Origin of the sequence: Variovorax sp. V35, assembly GCF_041154465.1 — a bacterium.
Taxonomy (GTDB): domain Bacteria; phylum Pseudomonadota; class Gammaproteobacteria; order Burkholderiales; family Burkholderiaceae_C; genus Variovorax; species Variovorax boronicumulans.
In genome coordinates this window covers 1,703,997-1,719,735 of sequence record NZ_AP028666.1, presented here as the reverse complement: position 1 = coordinate 1,719,735, position 15,739 = coordinate 1,703,997, and the positions used below count along the sequence as shown (strand labels likewise).

Annotated in this window: 12 protein-coding genes; 3 read left to right on the top strand and 9 right to left on the bottom strand. The window is 68.6% G+C overall.

Going from position 1 to position 15,739, the window contains the following annotated elements:
• Positions 1 to 34: 34 nt before the first annotated feature.
• Together zapD and ACAM42_RS07880 are read left to right on the top strand one after the other, a co-directional pair.
• Positions 35 to 790, top strand: a complete 756-nt coding sequence (zapD, locus tag ACAM42_RS07885; protein ID WP_070063618.1) for a cell division protein ZapD — start codon at positions 35 to 37, stop codon at positions 788 to 790.
• An 8-nt stretch (positions 791 to 798) separates the two neighbouring features.
• Complete coding sequence (locus tag ACAM42_RS07880) at positions 799 to 1,008, top strand: DNA gyrase inhibitor YacG (RefSeq protein WP_369631662.1); 210 nt, start codon at positions 799 to 801, stop codon at positions 1,006 to 1,008.
• 47 nt (positions 1,009 to 1,055) lie between these two features.
• Here the strand turns inward: ACAM42_RS07880 and ACAM42_RS07875 are convergent, their stop codons facing one another.
• Genes ACAM42_RS07875 through secA form a run of 5 tightly spaced genes read right to left on the bottom strand, consistent with a single transcriptional unit; the run spans position 1,056 to position 8,427 of the window.
• Complete coding sequence (locus tag ACAM42_RS07875; RefSeq protein WP_369631661.1) at positions 1,056 to 3,020, bottom strand: acyltransferase family protein; 1,965 nt, start codon at positions 3,018 to 3,020, stop codon at positions 1,056 to 1,058.
• A 37-nt stretch (positions 3,021 to 3,057) separates the two neighbouring features.
• On the bottom strand, positions 3,058 to 3,507 hold the full coding sequence (locus ACAM42_RS07870) for an NUDIX domain-containing protein (RefSeq protein ID WP_369631660.1): 450 nt from the start codon (positions 3,505 to 3,507) through the stop codon (positions 3,058 to 3,060).
• Positions 3,504 to 4,379, bottom strand: a complete 876-nt coding sequence (locus ACAM42_RS07865; protein WP_354342961.1) for an ATP-binding protein — start codon at positions 4,377 to 4,379, stop codon at positions 3,504 to 3,506. The genes ACAM42_RS07870 and ACAM42_RS07865 overlap by 4 nt, the downstream gene beginning before the upstream one ends.
• Positions 4,376 to 5,605 carry a bifunctional glutamate N-acetyltransferase/amino-acid acetyltransferase ArgJ gene (gene argJ, locus ACAM42_RS07860; protein WP_369631659.1) on the bottom strand — a complete coding sequence of 410 codons (1,230 nt, stop codon included), beginning with the start codon at positions 5,603 to 5,605 and terminating at the stop codon, positions 4,376 to 4,378. The genes ACAM42_RS07865 and argJ overlap by 4 nt, the downstream gene beginning before the upstream one ends.
• Positions 5,606 to 5,640: 35 nt before the next feature.
• Positions 5,641 to 8,427 (bottom strand): preprotein translocase subunit SecA, encoded by a 2,787-nt coding sequence (secA, locus tag ACAM42_RS07855; RefSeq protein WP_369631658.1) that lies wholly within the window; start codon positions 8,425 to 8,427, stop codon positions 5,641 to 5,643.
• 204 nt (positions 8,428 to 8,631) lie between these two features.
• On the opposite strand from secA, the gene ACAM42_RS07850 reads away from it, so the two are divergent.
• Positions 8,632 to 8,940 (top strand): DciA family protein, encoded by a 309-nt coding sequence (locus tag ACAM42_RS07850; protein ID WP_062474543.1) that lies wholly within the window; start codon positions 8,632 to 8,634, stop codon positions 8,938 to 8,940.
• 21 nt (positions 8,941 to 8,961) lie between these two features.
• Here the strand turns inward: ACAM42_RS07850 and ACAM42_RS07845 are convergent, their stop codons facing one another.
• From ACAM42_RS07845 to ACAM42_RS07830, 4 genes are all read right to left on the bottom strand, one after another.
• On the bottom strand, positions 8,962 to 10,197 hold the full coding sequence (locus ACAM42_RS07845; protein ID WP_369631657.1) for a pyridoxal-phosphate dependent enzyme: 1,236 nt from the start codon (positions 10,195 to 10,197) through the stop codon (positions 8,962 to 8,964).
• Between the two features lie 109 nt (positions 10,198 to 10,306).
• The gene (locus ACAM42_RS07840) at positions 10,307 to 10,999 is read right to left on the bottom strand and encodes a hypothetical protein (protein WP_369631656.1); all 693 of its coding nucleotides are present in this window, start codon (positions 10,997 to 10,999) and stop codon (positions 10,307 to 10,309) included.
• Positions 11,000 to 11,083: 84 nt separating this feature from the next.
• Positions 11,084 to 12,115, bottom strand: coding sequence for a response regulator transcription factor (locus ACAM42_RS07835; protein ID WP_307637092.1), 1,032 nt, complete (start codon positions 12,113 to 12,115; stop codon positions 11,084 to 11,086).
• Positions 12,112 to 15,723, bottom strand: a complete 3,612-nt coding sequence (locus tag ACAM42_RS07830; RefSeq protein ID WP_369631655.1) for an ATP-binding protein — start codon at positions 15,721 to 15,723, stop codon at positions 12,112 to 12,114. The genes ACAM42_RS07835 and ACAM42_RS07830 overlap by 4 nt, the downstream gene beginning before the upstream one ends.
• Positions 15,724 to 15,739 lie beyond the last annotated feature (16 nt).

Sequence of the window (15,739 nt, the reverse complement as noted above, 5' to 3'; positions counted from 1 at the left end):
TTATGATTCCGCGACAGGAAACCGACAAATACGCGTGATCCTCTACGAGTACCCCTTCAACGAGCGCATCCGCACGTACCTGAGGCTGGAGCATCTGTTCCGTCGCCTCGGGGAACTGGTGCCCTCGGAATCGCCGCTTTCGCACCACTACGCCCTGGTCACGATCTTCGAGATCATGGACGTGGCGGCGCGCGCCGACCTCAAGGCCGACGTGCTGCGCGACCTCGACAAGCACAAGAACGTCTTCAACAGCTACCGGGGCAATCCGGCCATCGCCGAGACGGTGCTGAACCAGGTCGTCGACCAGCTCGAACGCAACTTCAGCGCGCTCAACGGCGTGGCCGGCAAGGCGGGACAGGCACTCACCGAGAACGAGTGGCTCATGAGCATCCGCAGCCGCGCCGGCATTCCGGGCGGCACCTGCGAGTTCGACCTGCCCGCCTACTACGCCTGGCAGCACCGCACGCCGGCCAGCCGCCGCGCCGACCTGGAACGCTGGTCGAACACGCTGTCGCCATTGGCCTCGTCGATCTACCTGCTGCTCAAGCTGCTGCGCGACGCCGACGTGCCCTACAAGGTGATCGCCACCCACGGGCAGTTTCAGCAGAACCTGCCGCAGGGACGCAGCTTCCAGCTGCTGCGGCTGCGCATCGATCCCAAGCTGGGCCTGGTCCCGGAAATCAGCGGCAACCGCCTCATGGTCTCGGTGCGGCTCATGCGGCACGAAGCCGACGACCGCCTGCACCCAAGCACCGAAGACACCCCCTTCGAACTGACCCTCTGCGCGTGAGGCCCGGTGTGAGCAAGAAGAAAGAAGACGAACGCATCGTCCGCTGCCCGACCTGCGGCGGCGACAGCGTCTATGCGGAACGCAACCCGTTCCGGCCGTTCTGCAGCGCACGCTGCAAGGGCATCGACTTCGGCGCCTGGGCGACCGAGGAATTCAGGATGCCGGCGGAGACACCGCCCGACGAAGAGCCCTTCGGCGATCCCAAGCTGCAGCAATAGATTGCCCTGCACGCCGCCACAGCCCAGCCAGGGCTGCGGGGTCGTCGTCAGTTGGCCGCCGCGGGCTGCACGCCCTCTTCCAGGAACACCTTGTCCAGGTAGGTCGCGAACTGCCGCGTGAACGCGGGCCGCAGGTGGCCGTGGTCCTTGTAGGCCGGCGCACCGTCGGGCATCGTCCGCGGGCACTGGCCGTCCTTGCACAGGGCGCCCAGCACGTCGATCGCCTCCGCGCCGCTGGCGGCCGCGATCTGCAGGAGCCGCTGGTTGAGCTTCACCTGGTCGGCGAGCACGGGCGCGGTCGGCGAATTGCCCACCACCGAGAGCGTGCGCAGGCGGCTGCCCTCGATCATGCGGCGGGGTTCGAAGTCGTCACCCAGCGCGTTGTCCAGCAGCAGGTAGACCTTTTTCTTCTGCTTGACCAGCTCGGTCACCCACGCCTGCAGCGCCACCAGCGAGGGCTCGATGCCAGCGCGGTCGCCGCGGGTCAGGGAGAGCGACGTGCCGTTCGCGCGCAGCACGTAATCCAGCGGGAAATCGCCCGTGAAGTAGCAGTTCCAGCAGCTGCCGATCAGCACGGTGTCGATCTGCGGGTCGCGCGCCATCGCCATCCACTGGTCGCGGGCCGGGCCGCAGCCGGGGTTCTGTTCGGCGAAGACGTTCGGAATGGCCGGGCACGCGCCGTAGGTGAAGAAGTACGTGGTCGCCATGCGCTCGGGCGCGAGGCGCGCCAGCTCCGCGGCGCGCGGGCCGTATTCGATGACGTGGCTGTCGCCGATCAGCAGCACCTTGCGGGCGCCGTTGCCGATGCGATTCACCGCGTAGGGTCCGAAGTTTTCCGAGGAAAAGCCGGCGTAGTAGTCGCCGTCCACCGTCGCGTCGGTCACCTTCTGCAGCAGCTCGCTGTTGTGGCGGGCGGGCAAACCGTTGAGCACGGCCACGCCGGCCACGGCCACGAAGGCGCCGGTGCCCACGAGCGTGCGCAGCATGCCTGCGCCCAGGCGGGCCCGCGTGAACCGCTCGATGAAGCGGTAGGTCAGCCAGGCCAGCAGCACGCTCGCGACCACCATCGTCACGCGCGTGCCCACCGACGGCTCCGCGCCCTTGACGATCCGCGCGTACACCAGCAGCGGCCAGTGCCACAGGTACAGCGGATAGCTGATCAGGCCGATCCACACCATCGCGCGGTTCGACAGGAAGTACTTGTTCAGCACACCCGTCGGGCCGGCCGCGATGCAGCTCACCGCGCCCAGCGTCGGCAGCAGCGCCCACCAGCCGGGGAAGGCCTTGTCGCTACGGATCATCACGAGGCCCAGCACGATCAGGCCCACGCCCAGCACCGACTGCACATGGCTGCGCCAGACGCTCGGCGCCGACGGCTTCATCCGCATGCAGGCCAGGATGCCGCCCACCATCAGTTCCCAGAAGCGCGAGGCCGGCGAATAGAAGGCCGCCGTGCGGAACGGGTGGATCGTCGTCACGTTGATGAGGAAGGACACCACCGCCAGCACCCACAACACGCGCACGATCGGCCAACGCCTGCGCCAGGCCAGCCCGAGCAGCAGCGGCCAGAAAATGTAGAACTGTTCTTCGATGCCCAGCGACCACAGGTGCAGCAGCGGCTTGGTCTCGGCGGCCGTGTCGAAGTAGCCGGCCTCGCTCCAGAAGACGAAGTTGGCCACGAAGCCCACGCCGCCCAGTGCCTGCTTGCCCAGCTCGACGAATTCCTTGTTCAGCAGCACGTACCAGCCGAAGGCCAGCACGCCCGCCAGCACCAGCATCAGCGCCGGGAAGATCCGGCGGATGCGCCGTGCGTAGAAATCGCGGTAGCTGAAATCGCCGGCCGCGTGGCTCTGCATGATGATCGTCGTGATCAGGAAGCCCGAGATCACGAAGAAGATGTCGACGCCGATGAAGCCGCCCGGCAGCAGCTTCGGGAACGCGTGGAAGATGACGACCGAGGCCACGGCCACGGCGCGCAGGCCGTCGATGTCGGCACGGTACTTGGGATGCATATCTCTTACTTCTGGACCACGGTCGTGCCGTGCGTCGTCAGGCGACGCTCGACACCGCCTCGGCGGCCGACGCGGGCAGGCCGCGTTCCTCGACCAGCCACGCCAGCACCGGCAGCGCGCCCGGCAGCACCGGCGCCACGTCGAGCGGCAGTTGCTGCCAGGCCATGGCCTGGCTTTCGCGCATTTCGAACTCGCCGGTCCAGTCCGTCACCTTGCACCAGTGCAGGCGCACCAGCGCATGCGGGTAGTCGTGCTCCGTGACCTTCCAGACCTCGGCGCCGCCGATGGTGATGCCCAGTTCTTCCTGCAGCTCGCGACGCAGGGCTTCTTCGACCGTTTCACCGGCTTCGATCTTGCCGCCCGGGAACTCCCAGTAGCCCGCGTAGGCCTTGCCTTCGGGCCGCGTGGTGAGCAACAACGCATCGTCGGCCAGCCGGATCAGCACGCCGACGGCCACTTCGGTGTGTTTGCGCTCAGCCTCGCTCACGCGCCGGCCCGTCCTGCGTAGTCGCGCGCGAACTGGTAGGCCACGCGGCCGCTGCGCGAACCGCGCTCCAGCGCCCACACGAGCGCCTCGGGTCGCGCCGCTGCAATCGCCGCGTCGTCGACGCCGAACGACGAGAGCCACTGGCCCACGATCGTCAGGTATTCGTTCTGGCTGAAGGGGTAGAAGCTCACCCAGAGGCCGAAGCGCTCCGACAGCGAGATCTTCTCTTCGATCACCTCGCCCGGATGCACCTCACCGTCGTCCGTGTGCTTGTACGTGAGGTTGTCCTTCATGTACTCGGGCAGCAGGTGGCGCCGGTTGCTGGTCGCGTAGATGAGCACGTTGGGCGTCGAGGCGGCAATCGAGCCGTCGAGGATCGACTTGAGCGCCTTGTAGCCCGGCTCGCCCTCGTCGAAGCTCAGGTCGTCGCTGAAGACGATGAACTTCTCGGGACGCTGCGACACCACCTCGACGATGTCCGGCAGGTCGGTGAGCTCGGCCTTGTCGACCTCGATCAGGCGCAGGCCCTGCGGCGCGTAAGCCTGCAGGCACGCGCGGATCAGCGACGACTTGCCCGTGCCGCGTGCGCCGGTCAGCAGCACGTTGTTGGCCGGCTTGCCTTCGACGAACTGGCGCGTGTTGCGCTCGATCTTTTCCTTCTGGACGTCGATTTCCTTGAGCGAATCGAGCGCCATCGTGGCCACGTGCTTCACGGGCTCCAGCACGCCATGGCCGGAGCTGCGGCGGCGGTAGCGCCAGGCGATGGAGGCGCTCCAGTCGGTCGGTGCGGCCAGCGGCTGCGGCAGGATCGATTCGATGCGGCCGATGAGCTGTTCGGCGCGCTCGATGAGCTTCTGGAACTGCTCGTTCATGACCGGTAGTCGGCGTTGATAGTCACGTATTCGTGGCTGAAGTCGCAGGTCCACACGGTGTCGCTGGCGGTGCCGCGGCCCAGGCCGATGCGCACGGTGATCTCGCTCTGCTTCATCACGCGCTGGCCGTCTTCCTCGCGGTACGACGGGTTGCGCCCGCCCTTCACGGCCACATGCACGTCATCGAGGAACAGGTCGATGCCGGTCTGGTCGAGGTCGGCAATGCCGGCGTAACCGACGGCCGCCAGGATGCGGCCCAGGTTCGGGTCGCTGGCGAAGAAAGCGGTCTTGACCAGCGGCGAATGCGCCACGGCATAAGCCACCTGGCGGCACTCGGCCCCGTCCTTGCCGCCGTCGACCTGGATGGTGATGAACTTGGTCGCGCCTTCGCCGTCGCGCACGATGGCTTGCGCCAGCAGGCGGGCCACGTCGCGCATCGCGGCCACGAGTGCCTGGCCGTCGGCCGAGTCGAGCGAGGTGATGGTCGCGTGCGCGGCCTTCTGCGTGGCGATGACCACGAAGGAGTCGTTGGTCGAGGTGTCGCCGTCGATGGTCACGCGGTTGAACGAGGCGTCGGCCAGCTGCGTGGCCAGCGGCTGGATCAGCGCCGGGTCGATCTTCGCGTCGGTCGCCATGAAACCGAGCATGGTCGCCATGTTCGGGCGGATCATGCCGGCGCCCTTGCTGATGCCGGTGATGGTGACGGTGGCGCCGCCGATCTGCACCCGGCGGCTGAACGCCTTGGGGATCGTGTCGGTGGTCATGATGCCTTCGGCGGCACGGGCCCAGTTGTTTTCCGACGCGTCGGCCAGCGCGGCCGGCAGGCCGGCCTCGATGCGGTCCACGGGCAGCGGCTCCATGATCACGCCGGTCGAGAACGGCAGGATCTGCTCGGGCGCGAGCTCCAGGTGGCGCGCCAGCGCGATGCAGGTGGAACGCGTGCGCATCAGGCCGTCTTCGCCGGTGCCGGCGTTGGCGTTGCCGGTGTTGATCACCATCGCGCGAATGCCGTAGCTGGCCTTCAGGTGGTCGCGGCAGACCTGCACCGGGGCGGCGCAGAAGCGGTTCTGCGTGAACACGCCGCCGACCGCCGAACCTTCGTCGATCAGCACGACGGTCAGGTCCTTGCGGTTGGCCTTGCGCACGCCGGCTTCGGCCACGCCGATGCGGACGCCGGGCACCGCGAACAAGGCGGCGGGATCGGGAGCGGACAGGTTCACGGGCATGGGATTTCTCTCAATGAAAGGTGCGGGACTTCAGCTCAGTTCAGCTTGCCGTGGCACGCCTTGTACTTCTTGCCGCTGCCGCAGGGGCAGGGGTCGTTGCGGCCGACGCGCGCAAACGCCGCGGCTTCGGCGCTCAGTGCGCCGGTGCCGACAGCCGCGAGGCGACGCTGGTTCTCTTCGTCGACGCGCACCTCGACCTCGCCGGTCTCGGTGGGCGCGGTGTAGGTGATGTTCGAGACGTTCTCGCCGCGGCTTTCCATCTCTTCGGCCGCCTGCTCGAGCTGTTCGCCCGACTGCACGCGCACCGTCATGAGCTGGCGCGTGACTTCGTTCTTGACCGAGTCGAGCAGCTGTCCGAAGAGCTCGAAGGCCTCGCGCTTGTATTCCTGCTTGGGCTGCTTCTGCGCATAGCCGCGCAGGTGGATGCCCTGGCGCAGGTAGTCGAGCGAGGCCAGGTGTTCGCGCCAGTGGGTGTCGATGCTCTGCAGCAGCACCATGCGTTCGAACTGGGTGAAGTTTTCCTGGCCGATCAGCGTGACCTTGGCGTCGAAGCTCTCGTTGGCGTAGGCCACGATCTTCTCGACCACTTCCTCGTCGGAGATGGCCTCGGACGCCTCGACCTGCTGCTTGAGTGGCATGTCGATGCCCCACTCGCTGAACAGGCTCTTCTCGAGGCTGTCGAGGTCCCACTGCTCTTCGACCGATTCGCGCGGCACGTACTGACGCGCGAGGTCGGTGAAGCAGCCTTCGCGCAACGCGGCGATCTGCGCCGTGAGGTCGGCCGCGTCGAGGATGTCGTTGCGCTGCTGGTAGATCACCTTGCGCTGGTCGTTCGACACGTCGTCGTACTCGAGCAGCTGCTTGCGGATGTCGAAGTTGCGCGCCTCGACCTTGCGCTGCGCGCTTTCGATGCTGCGCGTGACGATGCCGGCTTCGATGGCTTCGCCGTCGGGCATCTTCAGGCGGTCCATGATCGCCTTCACGCGGTCGCCCGCGAAGATGCGCATCAGCGGGTCGTCCAGGCTCAGGTAGAAGCGCGAGGAGCCCGGGTCGCCCTGGCGGCCCGAACGGCCGCGCAGCTGGTTGTCGATGCGGCGCGACTCATGGCGCTCGGTGGCGATGATGCGCAGGCCGCCCAGCGACTTCACGAACTCGTGGTCCTTGGTCCACTCGGCGCGCACGTGGGCGATGTCGGCCTGCTTGGTGGCCTCGTCGCGGCCTTCGTCGGCCTCGATCGCCTCGATCATCTTCTCGATGTTGCCGCCCAGCACGATGTCGGTACCGCGGCCGGCCATGTTGGTCGCGATGGTGATCATCTTCGTGCGGCCGGCCTGCGCGACGATGTCGGCTTCGCGGGCGTGCTGCTTGGCGTTGAGCACCTGGTGCGGCAGGCCTGCCTTCTCGAGCAGGGCGTCGATGATTTCCGAGTTCTCGATGGACGAGGTGCCCACCAGCACCGGCTGGCCGCGCTCGTAGCACTCGCGGATGTCCTGGATGGCTGCTTCGTACTTCTCGCGCGTCGTCTTGTAGACGCGGTCGAGCTGGTCGTCGCGCTTGCTGATGCGGTTCGGCGGAATGATCGTGGTCTCGAGACCGTAGATTTCCTGGAATTCGTAGGCCTCGGTGTCGGCCGTGCCGGTCATGCCGGCCAGCTTGCCGTACAGGCGGAAGTAGTTCTGGAAGGTGATCGAGGCCAGGGTCTGGTTCTCGGCCTGGATCTCGACGCCTTCCTTGGCTTCCACGGCCTGGTGCAGGCCGTCGCTCCAGCGGCGGCCGCTCATGAGGCGGCCGGTGAATTCGTCGACGATGACCACTTCGCCCTGCTGCACCACGTAGTGCTGGTCGCGGTGGTACAGGTGGCGGGCACGCAGCGCGGCATTCAGGTGATGCATCAGCGTGATGTTGGCCGGGTCGTACAGCGACGCGCCTTCGGGAATCAGCTTGAGCTCGCCCAGGATGCGCTCGGCATTCTCGTGGCCGTCTTCGGTCAGGAACACCTGGTGGGTCTTTTCGTCGACCGTGAAGTCGCCGGGCACCGTGACGCCCTCGCCCGTGCGCGGATCGGCTTCGCCTTCCTGCTTCTTGAGCAGCGGCACCACCTTGTTGATCGCCAGGTACAGGTCGGTGTGGTCTTCGGCCTGGCCGCTGATGATCAGCGGCGTGCGGGCCTCGTCGATCAGGATGGAGTCCACCTCGTCGACGATCGCGAAATTCAGGCCACGCTGCACCCGGTCACCGGGCTCGTAGACCATGTTGTCGCGCAGGTAGTCGAAGCCGTACTCGTTGTTCGTGCCGTACGTGATGTCGCTGCCGTAGGCGGCCTGCTTCTCTTCGCGTGGCATCTGCGGCAGGTTGATGCCGACCGACAGGCCCAGGAAGTTGTACAGGCGGCCCATCCAGGTCGCGTCGCGGTTGGCCAGGTAGTCGTTCACCGTGACCACGTGCACGCCCTTGCCGGACAGCGCGTTCAGGTACACGGGCAGCGTGGCGGTCAGCGTCTTGCCTTCGCCGGTGCGCATTTCGGAGATCTTGCCGTTGTGCAGCGCCATGCCGCCGAGCAGCTGGACGTCGAAGTGGCGCATCTTCATGACGCGCTTGGAGCCTTCGCGCACGGTGGCGAAGGCTTCGGGCAACAGGTCGTCGAGCGACTCGCCCTTGGCGATGCGGTCCTTGAATTCCTGCGTCTTGGCGCGCAGCGCGTCGTCGCTGAGCTTTTCGAATTCGGGTTCGAGCGCATTGATGCGCGTCACCGTCTTGCGATACTGCTTGAGGAGCCGGTCGTTGCGACTGCCGAAGATCTGGGTCAGGAAGTTGGTTGCCATGGGCGTGGAGAGGGGCGGGCACCTGACACGACAGGCACTGCGACCGGATTCCCTAAGATATGGTGAAAGCAGTTGGGCGCACCTTCTTCGAATGCAAGCTTCGCAAGTCTCGAAGTCGGATGGCCCCGTTCCGGAACAAACGCCGACGCACGCGTCGGCAAACCGGGCATTTTAGCTGTCTTGTTTCTAACCCCTGGATTACCCATGTATCGCCGACTGCCCCCCGCCATTTCACTGCACGATGCTGCGGCAGGCGCCCCCACCCTGGGGAGCCTGATGGCGCGCGCGCGGGACACGGCCGAGCGGCTGAAGGCCATCGAAGGGTTGATTCCGCCGGCCATGCGCGCGGCCATCCAGCCGGGGCCGGCCGAGGGCGACGTGTGGTGCCTGCTGGTCAAGGGCAGCGCCGCGGCCGCCAAGCTGCGGCAGCTGTCGCCGATGCTGGTCACGCGCCTGAAGAACCGGGGCTGGGACGTCGCGACGATCCGCATCAAGGTGCACACGGGGCGCTGAGCCCCGGGGTCGCACACCGCCTCAGGCGGCTACGGCGCGGTCGGGCCAGCTCGGGTCGCTCGACGCGTCGGAGGTCAGCACCATCACGACATGCGCATCGGCTGCGATGGTCTCGGCCTCGCGCAGTTGCCGCACGGCCCCCAGGCCCGCCGCTGCCGCGAGTTCGGCGCTCACGCCGGCCGCGGTGAGCAGCCGCCGCGCCGCGCGGGCCTCGTCGTCGCCCACCACCACGGCACCGCCGCCGCTGGCCGTGGCGGCCTGCCATTGCAGGTAAGTGACCGTCGCGCCCGCGCTCGACAGCTGCGCCGTGCGACCGGGGTAGCTGCCGTTGAGCGCCCCGCCGCCAAGCACGCGCGACAGCCGCGGGAAGGGCTCGACCAGCCACATCCGCGGCAGGCGCGCGATGCGCCCCGCCGCCAGCAGCTCGCGAAAACCGGCGTAGATGCCCCAGGCCATGTCGCCGCGCCCGGTCGGCACCACGACGTGATCGGGCAGGCCGCCGTCCTTCAGGCACTCTTCGGCGATGGCCTTGTAGCCCTCCACGCCCAAGGGTGCGCTGCCCAGTGCCGGCAGGCGGTAGTTGGACAGCGCGAAATACCCCGGGTACTGCGAGCGCTCGCGCACGAAGCCCCAGCGGCCGGTGTTGTCGGCGAACACATAGCGCCGCGCGCCCAGCGCGTCGAGCTGGCGGGCGTAGGTGGCGGGCATCGCCTCGTACGTGGCCACCTCGCAACCGAGCCCCGCGGCCCAGGCGTAGTGCGCCGCCGATACCGCCGTGTTGCCCGACGAGGCGAGCACCAGCGTGTGGGCGCCGGCGTCCAGCGCCTGTGCCACGCCCATCGCGGTCAGCCGGTCCTTGGGTGAGCCGGTCGGGTTGCGCGATTCGTCCTTGATGCTCAGGCGCGCGATGTCGAACTGCCGCGCGAGTTCGGGCATGTCGTGCAGCGGCGTGTTGCCCTCGCCGAGCGAAAAGCCCTGCACGTACGGCATCGGCACCACGTCCGGGCCGCCGGGCCGGTAGCTGGCGCGCAGCCCGACATGGAAGCCGGCCTGCCGGCAGGCCGGGCAGCCGTCGTTGGCAAGCGTGACCGGGTACAGCGCGTCGCAGCGCAGGCACTGCAGCCCCTGCAGGCGCGGGTTGCGCTGCGGCGTGAACGAGCGGCCGAGCACCCCGGCCGGCCGCCCCGGCAGGAAGGTCTGCGCGGGGCTCTCCGGCGGCGCGGTGAACTTGAAGTCCAGAACGGGCGATGGGGTCACGGATCGTTGACTCGTTAATAAATGTGACGGAATCTTATTCAAAATCAACAAAATCCACGATACGGGAGTTCATCCCATTGCAGCGGATTTCAGTTTTCCTTCACTTATTTCATTTCCAGCTGAGTTCGTGGTTCAGCCCGATCACCACGCCGCGCACGCCCTGCGGCCCGGTGCGCGAGGTGCTGATGTCGACACTGATCAGCGGCGTCAGGCTGAAACGGCCACCCACGCGCGAGGTCCACAGGCCCCCTGCCCGGTGGCGCTCGGCGATCAGCGACACCGCGTCGTTCAGCGCCCACTCCACGGCCAGGCCGCCGCGCGGCGTGCGCACGCCGGTGCCCAGCGCCCAGTCGGCGCCCAGGTTGGCGTGAATCTGCAGGCTCCCGGCGGGCCGCCAGGTGAGCGGCACGACCAGCTGGCCGCCCCAGCGACCGCCGCGCCGCAGGTCGGCCACCGCGCCCATCGACACGGCGGCGCTGAAAGGCACGTCGGCGGCCGCGCCGGCAAAGGTCCACTTGAGCTGCGGGCCGCCCGTGACCGAATGCACGCCCTGCGCCGAGAGCCGGTCGAAGTTCAGTCCCAGCTCGACCGGCCCGACCCGGCAAGCCGGCCCGACATGGAAACCCGTCGTGACCGGCTCGGCGCCGCTGCGGCCCCACCAGGTTTCGTACTGGCACTGGCCGGGGTCGAGCGTGCCGGCATCGTCGACATCGAAGTGGCCGGCGGCCTGCGCGCCCAGGCCCGACAGCGCCGCGAAGGCGGCCAGGAGCAGGCGTGCGGTGCGCATGTTGTTGTTCTTCATTTCGTGCTTCCCTCGGAGAGCCCTGCCTCATTCTAGGAAGCCGGAAAGTCCGCGCCATGACGCGGCAACGCCATCCCCCGCCCTTCAGAGTTCGAACTGCGGCTGCAGCTCGCGGATGCGCTTGATCGCCACGCCGGCCGCTGCCGTGCGCGTCTCCACGCCCAGCTTCACGTACACGCGCTCCAGGTGCTTCTTGGCGGTGGCCGGGCTGCTGCCGAGGATCTCGCCGATGTCCTTGTTGGTCTTGCCCTTGACCACCCAGTACAGCACCTCGGCCTCGCGCGCCGTGAGCTTCAGGCTCAGGCTCATGGCCTCGATCACGGCGGTGTCGGACACCTCGCGCATGACGATCATCCATTCGTCGCCGGCGTCGTCCTCGCCGGTCTGGCGATGCAGCCGCAGGCTCAGGCTGCGCGCGCCCTGCGCGATCACCAGCGCGGGCGGCTCGATGCCGCGCGCGCGGGCATCGGGCGCGTGCTGGCGCAGCCAGCCGAGCACGGCCGGTGGCGTCTCGGGCGCCTGCGTTTCGCAGTAGCGCGCGAGCAGCTCGCGCGCCAGCGCCGTCTGCCAGATCAGCCGCCCCTCGGGCAGCCGCACCGTGATGCTCGCGTAGCCGAAGGCGTCGAGCGCGTTGCGTGCCTGCCCCGCCTGGTGCGCCTCCTGCCGTGCGCGGCGCGCGCCCTGCAGGTGCACGTTCATGCGCGCCAGCACCTCCTTCGGCTTGATGGGCTTGGTGACGTAGTCGACCCCGCCCGCCTCGAGCGCGGCCACGAGGTGCTCGGTTTCGGTCAGACCCGTCATGAACACGATGGGGATGTGCGCGGTGGCCGCATCGGCCTTGAGCCGGCGCGCCACCTCGAAGCCGTCGATGCCCGGCATCATCGCGTCGAGCAGCACGATGTCGGGCCGCGCCTGCGCGGCGCGCTGCAGCGCCTGCTCGCCGTTCGTGGCGATGAGCACGGTGTAGCCCGATTCGTCGAGCGCGTCGTGCAGCACGGCGAGGTTGTCGGGCACGTCGTCGACGATCAGCACCAGGTCGCCGTGGGCGCCCTGCTGCTCGCGCAGCGTGCGGGCGAGCGGCGAAGTGGGCAGGGTCGGTGGAGACAACAGAGTCATGCGGCGCCCTCGGCGGCTTCGGCCAGCGCGCGGCCCATGGCTTCGAACTGGAACTGGCGGGCCAGCGCGCGCTGGGCCTCGGTCCACGCGGCGCACTCGGGCTGCGCGGCGTCGATGTCGTCGAGCTGGTTCATGATGCCCCGGAAGTAGCCCAGGCCCACGGCCTCGTCGAGCGCACGCAGGCGTGCCAGCGACGGCGGCTGCATCGCGCGCGGTGCGGCCACGGCGGGCGCGGGCCGCACGGCGGTGTCGGTCCACTGCAGGGCGAGCCGGCGCTCCAGCCAGTCGAGCAGCTCGGTGTGGCGCACGGGCTTGACGAAGAAGTCTTCGGGCGCAATGCCCACGTCGTTGTCCAGGCCCTTGTCGAAAGCGTTGGCCGAGACGATGGCCACCGACGCCCCGGCCAGCCCCAGCTTGCGTGCGCGGCGGATGGTCTCCCAGCCGTCGATGCCGGGCATCGCGAGGTCGACGAACATGGCGTCGGGCCGGTAGCCGGCGGCGATGAGGTCCAGCGCGTCGTGGCCGCTGGCCGCGCTGCGCAGCTCGAAGCCCAGCGGCGCGAGCACATGGCCCAGCAGTTCGCGGTCGGCCTCCTCGTTGTCGACCACCAGCAGGCGACGGCGCGCGCCCTCGTAGCCGCGCCGTGCACGCGGTGCCGGTGCGACGCGCGCGGTGCCGGCTACCGCTTCGTGTACCCGTGGCAGGAACAGCCGCACGCAGAACAGCGAGCCCTCGCCCGGCGTGCTGCGCACCTTCATCTCGCCGCCCATCAGGTCGGTCAGCATCTTCGCGATGGTCAGGCCCAGGCCCGCACCCGGCGCCGACGACACCGCCGCGTGGCCGCGCGCGAAGGGCTCGAAGATGCGCTCGATGTCCGCCGCCGTCATGCCCGGCCCGGTGTCCTCGATCTCGATGGCGGCGAACTCGCGCGCGTAGGCAACGCGCAAGGTCACCTGCCCCGCCGCCGTGAACTTGATCGCGTTGCCCAGCAGGTTGATGAGGATCTGGCTCACGCGCTTTTCGTCGGCGCGCACCACGTCGGGCAGCGCACCGGCCGCCTCGAAACGGAAGCGCAGGCCCTTCTCCGCCGCCTGCAGCTCGAACATGTCGGCCAGCTCGCGCATCGCATCGGCAAAGCGCATCGGCCGCGCGTCGAGCGTGAGCTTGCCGGCCTCGATGTGGGCGATGGCCAGCGTGCCTTCGATGAGCGACAGCAGGTGCTCGCCGCCGCGCTTGATCACCGCCACCGCCTGCTGGCGGTGCGGCGGCACCGAGTGGTCTTCGCCCATGAGCTGCGCGTAGCCCAGGATGCTGTTGAGCGGCGTGCGCAGCTCGTGGCTGATGGCGCTGATGTAGCGGCTCTTGGCCTGGTTCGCGAGGTCCGCCGCGCGCCGCGCCTGGTCGGCCGCGAGCTTGGCGTGTTCGGCGATCTCGCGGGCCTCTTCGGCGCTCTGCTTGGCGTCCTGCAGCGCGCGGTCGGTCTCGCGGTGCAGCGCAATCTCGCGCACCAGCAGGTGGGTCTGGCGGTTCGACTCCTCTTGCGCCACCTTGCGGCTCTGGTGCGCCAGCACCAGCCACCACGCGACGATGCCCGCGATGACCAAGAGCGCCATGTAGGCCTTGAGAAAACCCGAGCGCAGCGACGCCTGCTGCACCGCGACCAGCGCCCCGCCCACGTCGGCCTGCGCCGCCAGCGCGAGCGCGCTTTCGCTCAGGGCCCGCAGCTCCTGCTGGTAGAGCACGCCGAACACCACGGCCAACAGCGGCACGATGACCAGCATCAGCAGCAGGAAATGCCCGAGCCCCGTGTCGAGGTAGCGCCAGCTGCGGCGCGGCAGCAGCCAGCGCAGCACGGCCGACCATTGCGCCGACAGGCTCGCGTGCGGCTTGCACAGGTCGCCGCAGCGCGCGTCGAGCGTGCAGCACAGCGAGCAGATCGCGCCCTGGTAGGCCGGGCAGTGCGCCATGTCGGGCCCTTCGTATTCGCGCTCGCAGATCACGCAGTGCTGCACCTTCAATCGCTGGTAGCTGCCGCCCTCGTCCGGCGACGGCTCGACCCGCGCCCAGCGCACCTTGCGCCCACCCGCGGCCGGCGCGAACAGCACCGAGCCGCCCGCGTCGGACGTGCGCGCCAGGTAGTACCGGCCGCCCGTGGCCCACGCCAGCAGCGGCGACGCGACCAGCGCCGTGCCGAGCGCAATCAGCGCCGAGAAGGCCTGCGCCAGCGGCCCGAACACGCCCAGGTGCGCGGTGATCGACAGCACCGACGCCAGCGCCATCGCGCCCACGCCCACCGGGTTGATGTCCCACAGGTGCGCGCGCTTGAACTCGATGCCCGGCGGCGACAGCCCCAGCGGCTTGTTGACGACCAGGTCGGCCACCACGGCCATCATCCAGGCGATGGCGATGTTGGCGAAGAGCCCGAGCACGTCGCCCAGCGCCTCGAACACGTTCATCTCCATCAGCATGAAGGCGATGAGCGCGTTGAACACCACCCACACCACGCGCCCCGGGTGGCTGTGCGCCACGCGCGAGAAGAAATTGCTCCAGGCCAGCGAACCGGCGTAGGCGTTCGTCACGTTGATCTTTAGCTGCGAGACCACCACGAACAGCGCCGTCGCCGCCACCGCCCAGCCGTAGTTCGGAAACACGTACTCGTAGGCCGCCAGGTACATCTGGTTCGGGTCGACCGCGCGCTCCACCGGCACCATGTGCGTGATCGCCAGGTAGGCCAGCGCCGCGCCGCCCAGCATCTTGACCACGCCCAGCACCACCCAGCCCGGCCCGCCCGCCAGCACCCCGGCCCACCAGCGGCGCGCCGTGCCCGCGGTGCGCGCGGGCATGAAGCGCAGGTAGTCGGCCTGCTCGCCCATCTGCGTGATGAGCGCGATGCCGACCGTCAGCGCGGCACCGAACAGGTGCAGGTTGAATCCTTGTGCGCCCGACTTCACCCCTTCGTAGTGCGTGATGCCCGCAAACGCACCAGGATCGCGCACCAGCACGAAGACAAAGGGCACCACCAGCATCAGCAGCCACAGCGGCTGCGTCCACAGCTGCAGCCGGCTGATCACCGACACCCCGTGCGTGACCAGCGGAATCACCACCAGCGCGCACACCAGGTAGCCCCACACCGGCGGAATGCCCAGCGCCAGCTCGAGCGCATAGGCCATCACGGCCGCCTCGAGCGCGAAGAAGATGAAGGTGAAGCTCGCGTAGATCAGCGAGGTGAGCGTGGAGCCGATGTAGCCGAAGCCCGCGCCACGCGTGAGCAGGTCCATGTCGACGCCGTAGCGCGCCGCGTACACGCTGATAGGCAGCCCCGCCAGGAAGATGATGAGCCCCGTGACCAGGATCGCCCAGAAGGCGTTGGCGAATCCGTACTGCACCAGCAGCGTGGCGCCGACCGCCTCCAGCACCAGGAACGAGGCCGCCCCGAAGGCCGTGTTGGCCACCCGCCATTCGGACCATTTGCGAAAGCGCTGCGGCGTGTAGCGCAGCGCGTAGTCCTCCAGCGTTTCGCTCGCGACCCAGCTGTTGTAGTCGCGCCGCACCTTGACGATGCGCTGGGGGGCGTCGTCGGTCAGGAGAGGTGGGTCGGCGGGATTCACACCGTTTCGGTGCAGC